Here is a 310-nt window from a genome sequence, read left to right on the forward strand (position 1 = left end):
CGGCTCGTTGAAGTCGAACGTCGGCCATGCCCAGGCGGCTGCCGGTGTGGGTGGCGTCATCAAGATGGTGATGGCGTTGCGGCACGGTGTCCTGCCCAAGACCCTGCATGTCGATGCGCCGTCGTCGCATGTGGACTGGTCCGCCGGAGCCGTGGAGCTGCTGACCGAGGAACGGGAGTGGCCCGCCCTCGACCGGCCGCGCCGGGCCGCCGTCTCCTCCTTCGGCATGAGCGGCACCAACGCCCACGTGATCGTCGAACAGGGCCCCGAACCGGAAGCCGCCACCGTCGAGTACCAGGGGCTGCTTCCC

1 protein-coding gene is annotated in these 310 nt (G+C 69.7%); it reads left to right on the forward strand.

Annotation, left to right across the window (positions count from 1 at the left end):
* The coding region (locus H5J33_RS36645; protein WP_309485590.1) for a ketoacyl-synthetase C-terminal extension domain-containing protein at positions 1 to 310 on the forward strand (310 nt) is incomplete at both ends.

Source organism: Streptomyces sp. WELS2 (genome assembly GCF_013870595.1).
Lineage (GTDB): Bacteria > Actinomycetota > Actinomycetes > Streptomycetales > Streptomycetaceae > Streptomyces.